Consider the following 4,345-nt stretch of genomic DNA (forward strand, 5'->3'; position numbering starts at 1 on the left):
GGCGGCGCGCTCGCGCTCGCCGTCGCCGACCGCGTCTACGCCTGGTCCGGCGCGATGTACTCGGTGATCAGCCCCGAGGGGTGCGCCGCGATCCTGTGGAAGAACCAGTCGGCCGCCCTGGAGGCCGCCGCCGCGCTGCGCATCGGCGCCCGCGACCTGCTCGACCTCGGCGTCCTCGACGCCGTCCTGCCCGAGCCCCCGGGCGGCACCGGGCGCGACCCGGCCGCCTCCGCCGCCGCGCTCCGCGCGGCCGTCGCCACCGCCCTGGCCGAGCTCGCCGAGCTGCCCGCCGCTGATCTGGTGGCCCGCCGCCGCGACCGCTTCGCCCGGCACGGACGGCGCTGACCGGCCACCGACCAGCAAGGAGACCGCACCCGTGTTCTCTACCGTACTGATCGCCAACCGAGGCGAGATCGCGCTCCGCGTCGCCCGCACCTGCCGGGAACTCGGCGTGCGGACGGTCGCGGTCTACTCCGAGGCCGACCGCGACTCGGCGGTGACCCGCGTCGCCGACGAGGCCGTCTGCATCGGCCCCGCCGACGCCCGCCGCAGCTACCTCAACGCGGCCGCGATCGTCACCGCCGCGCTGCGCACCGGCGCCGAGGCCGTCCACCCGGGTTACGGCTTCCTGTCGGAGGACGCCGACTTCGCCGAGATCTGCGAGGCCGAGGGGCTGACCTTCATCGGCCCCGGCGCCGCGCTGATGCGCGAACTCGGCGACAAGGCCCGCGCCCGCGAGATCGCCCGCGCCGCGGGCCTCCCCGTCCTGCCCGGCAGCGCGGGCTCCCTCGCCACCCTCGAACAGGCCGCGTCGGTCGCCGGGTCGATCGGCTATCCGGTGATCCTCAAGGCCACCGCGGGCGGCGGCGGACGCGGCGTGATGGTCGTCCGCCGCCCCGAGGACCTCGCCCGCGCCTGGGCCGACGCCCGCGCCTCCGCCCAGGCCGTCTTCGGCGACCCCCGCCTGTACCTCGAGCGGTACCTGGAGAACGCCTCGCACATCGAGGTCCAGGTGCTGGGCGACGGCGCGGGAACCGTCCTGCACCTGGGCGAACGCGACTGCTCGGTGCAGCGCCGCCGCCAGAAGCTCATCGAGGAGACCCCCGCCCCCGGCCTCTCCCGGGACCTGGCCGACCGCATCTGCGACGCGGCGGTGAAGGCCGCCCGCCAGGTCGGCTACGCGGGGGCGGGAACCTACGAGTTCCTGGTGGACGAGTCGGGCTCGTTCACCTTCATGGAGGTCAACTGCCGCATCCAGGTGGAACACCCGGTCACCGAGATGGTCACCGGCGTCGACCTCGTCCGCGAACAGCTGCGGGTGGCCGCCGGATACGGCCTGTCCATCACCCAGCAGGACATCGACCCCCGCGGCGTGGCCATGGAGTTCCGCATCAACGCCGAGGACCCCGCGCGCGGATTCCTGCCGACCCCCGGAACGGTCGACGAGTTCCAGCCTCCCGGCGGCCCCTTCGTCCGGGTGGACACCCACGGCCGCCCCGGCTTCCGGGTGTCCGCCGACTACGACCCGCTCCTGGCCAAGCTCGTGGTCTGGGCTCCCGACCGCCGCCAGGCCATGGACCGGGCCGACCGCGCCCTGGAGGAGTTCGCCGTCTCCGGCCGAGGCGTCCACACCACCCGCGACTTCCTCCGCCAGGTCCTGGCCCACCCCGCCTTCCGGGCCGCCAAACACACCACCGGCCTGGTGGACGCCCTCCCCGAAGTCCGCGCCTGACCTGAACGGGTGTGGCCCTGGCAGGACCCGGTGACCGGGTCCGTAGGCTCGGCTTTGTGTAAGGGGGCATCAGTTGGCTGTTCAGGGATACGGGTTCCTTCTCGTTGGTGAGATGGATCTGGACCGGCTCGCTTCGGCCTTGGCATCGTTGGCTTCGGTGCCGGTGAGCGAGGTCGCCGTCCACGACGAAGACTCCCTGGAACGGAACTGGGACGCCCTGGTCGGCTGCGAGTACGGGTCCACTCTGGGGGATGTGGACTGGCGGCTTGAGATCTATGTCGTGACGTCGTCGGAGACGAGGCAGCCGAGCCGGCGGGAACTCGCCGCCGGCTTGGCCGAGCAGCTGGGAACCGTGGTGCTGTACGACGCTGGACTGGTTCGCCCCAGCGCGTATTTGCTGGTCACGCCGGATGGCCGACAGGCCCGCGCCCGCGTGCGCGAAGAGGACGGTGCGGATGATGACGCGCAGCCACGGCTGGTGATCGATGCGGTGGAGATGGCCGTGCCATCACTGCCGCACGTCCCCGTGGCGTTGATCCCCGAGGTCATCCCGGAGTACCGGATGTCCACTCCGGTTCGGGACGGTCTGCAATCCCGGCTGGCGACCCTGCGCGTGCCTGCCGAAGCGGAAGAAGCCCTGTCACGGGCGGGAAACCTGCTCGGCGCGTGGGAGAGCACGGCGGTCCGTATGGCCAGCGGATGGCCGCCTGACGGCTGGTATCCCCTCGAGTATTACCGACAAGCCCTTGAGTGCCGCGACGAGCTCGCAGCCGGTGTCGAACGGCTCCCCGCCGCGGCCGCCGAACGGTTCGCCGACGCCGTCAACCAGATCGACAACGCTTTTCGGAGCGCCACGGGCGAGGACGGCACGAGCGCGGCTGCGCTGTTCGGAATCGGGGAGGCCGAACTCGCCGGGCGTAGCTGGTGGTGGAGGCGCCTCCCCGATCCCCGGCCATGGCCGGACACCCCGTGACTCGGCTCCTCGAACTTCCTGGAGGATGTCCGGTCCTCTTTAGAGGCGGGTCGTGGGACGGAGCCGGTGGGAGACGAGCATCCCCGCGACGGCGAGCAGGCCGGTCAGGACGAACACGATCAGCAGAGCGGCCCGCATCGAGGTGTCATGGTTCTTGCTGAGCGCGATGGCCCCTCCGCCGAGTCCGGCAATCACGGCGGTGGCGAAGGTCTGGGCGAGCTGGAGGGCTCCGCTGGCCTCACCTTGCCGCTCGGCCGAGGCCTGTCCCAGCGTCTCGGTCGTGGAGGCGTTGAACGCGACGCCCATCCCCAGCCCTCCGACGGCCCAGCCGAGGATGGCGGTCCATGACGGCAGCACGTCCGACAGAGTCGTGAGGGCGATCAGCACGACTCCCCCGAGAAGCACGGCGAAGCCGGTGACAGTGGCGGCGACACGCCCGGCGCCGCCGGTGTCGCGCTTGGCCTGCAGGGCGGAACCGGCCACCCAGGTGATCGCCCCAGCCGACAGTCCTAGCCCGGCCACGGTGGCGCTCATTCCGCGCAGGTCCTGGAGTCCGAGCGGAAGGAACGCCTCGGTGCCGAAGTAGGTCCCGCAGAGCAGGGCGCGGACGGTGACGCCTGCGCCGACACCGGGCCGGGCGGTGAGTGTGCCCGCCGGGGTCACCCAGCGCAGCGCGGGCGCCATGACGGCGACGCCGACGAGGGCCAGGCCGAGCAAGAGAGCAACGTTGTTCAGCAGCAAGGCCTGCAGGAGGAGACCCGTCCCGACGGTGAGCAGGACAGAGCTGCTCAGCGGGCGCTTCCACCACGGCAGCGCGGTGGCGGCGACGGCCGTGCCGGTCGGACGGCGCAGCACGCGCAGCGCGGGCAGCGTGAGCGCCGCCGCGACGACGATGATCGGAAGGATGACCAGGAAGACCGAGCGCCAGGTGGTGTGGTCGGCCAGCGTGCCGGTGACGGCCGGGCCGACGAGCGAGGGGACCGTCCACGCCGACGACAGCAGGGCGTACATCCGGGCCCGCAGGCGTTCGGGATAGGCCAGGCCGATCACGGTGTAGGCCGTGGCCATCACCGCGCCCACCCCGAGCCCCTGGCAGAAGCGGCCGGCCAGGAAGAGCGGCCAGGTGGGAGCGGCGGCGGCCACCACGCAACCGGCCGCCAGGACGGCCGTCCCCCAGGCCATCGGCCGCCACGGGCCGCGCCGGTCGGCGACCCGTCCCGCGAGCACGGTGCCGATGATGTTGGCCAGCATCAGCGCGGACAGTCCCCAGCCGTAGGCGCCGAGTCCGTCGAGGTCGTCGGCGATGCCGGGCAGCACGGTCGCCACCCCCAGCGACTCGAACGCGACGACGCCGACCGACAGCAGGACGCCGAGGGTGAGCGCGCGGTAGGCGCCGCCGAAGACGCCGTCGCCACCGGAATCCGTCGCCGGGGCGGAAGAGGGGGGTCGGTCAGGGGCGCGGCCGGCGGGGTGGTCCACCGGTTCGCCGGAGGTGCGGGCCATGGCGGCCTCCATAACGTTTCGTTCCGGATCGGAATGTAATACGTATACTCCGATCATGGCCCAGACGACAAGGGGAACCTCGAACGGCACCGCCCGCGGCGGCGCCGGGCGACCCCGCGACCCACGCATCCCGACGT

Annotated in this window: 3 protein-coding genes and 1 pseudogene; 3 read left to right on the top strand and 1 reads right to left on the bottom strand. The window is 72.7% G+C overall.

All coding sequences use genetic code 11. The annotated features are described in order from the left end of the window. The 3 genes and pseudogenes from AB0J52_RS29485 to AB0J52_RS29495 all read left to right on the top strand — a co-directional run. Positions 1–345: pseudogene (locus AB0J52_RS29485) on the top strand (acetyl-CoA carboxylase carboxyl transferase subunit beta); the annotation flags it as partial. A gap of 31 nt (positions 346–376) precedes the next feature. Further along, positions 377–1,732: an acetyl-CoA carboxylase biotin carboxylase subunit gene (locus AB0J52_RS29490; RefSeq protein ID WP_500185817.1), complete on the top strand. Its 1,356-nt coding sequence runs from the start codon at positions 377–379 to the stop codon at positions 1,730–1,732. A 112-nt stretch (positions 1,733–1,844) separates the two neighbouring features. Beyond that, the gene (locus AB0J52_RS29495; RefSeq protein ID WP_500185819.1) at positions 1,845–2,705 is read left to right on the top strand and encodes a hypothetical protein; all 861 of its coding nucleotides are present in this window, start codon (positions 1,845–1,847) and stop codon (positions 2,703–2,705) included. Between the two features lie 39 nt (positions 2,706–2,744). Here AB0J52_RS29495 and AB0J52_RS29500 read toward each other — a convergent pair whose 3' ends face one another. Further along, a complete protein-coding gene (locus AB0J52_RS29500) occupies positions 2,745–4,208 on the bottom strand; it encodes an MFS transporter (RefSeq protein ID WP_500185820.1) in 1,464 nt (487 codons plus the stop codon). Between the last annotated feature and the right edge of the window lie 137 nt (positions 4,209–4,345).

It is taken from the genome of Spirillospora sp. NPDC049652 (genome assembly GCF_040675125.1).
Taxonomy (GTDB): domain Bacteria; phylum Actinomycetota; class Actinomycetes; order Streptosporangiales; family Streptosporangiaceae; genus Spirillospora.

Excerpts from the sequence above, each read along its gene's own strand:
- AB0J52_RS29500 (WP_500185820.1), bottom strand. The coding sequence starts at position 4,208 with ATGGCCCGCACCTCCGGCGAACCGGTGGACCACCCCGCCGGCCGCGCC.
- AB0J52_RS29495 (WP_500185819.1), top strand. The coding sequence starts at position 1,845 with ATGGATCTGGACCGGCTCGCTTCGGCCTTGGCATCGTTGGCTTCGGTG.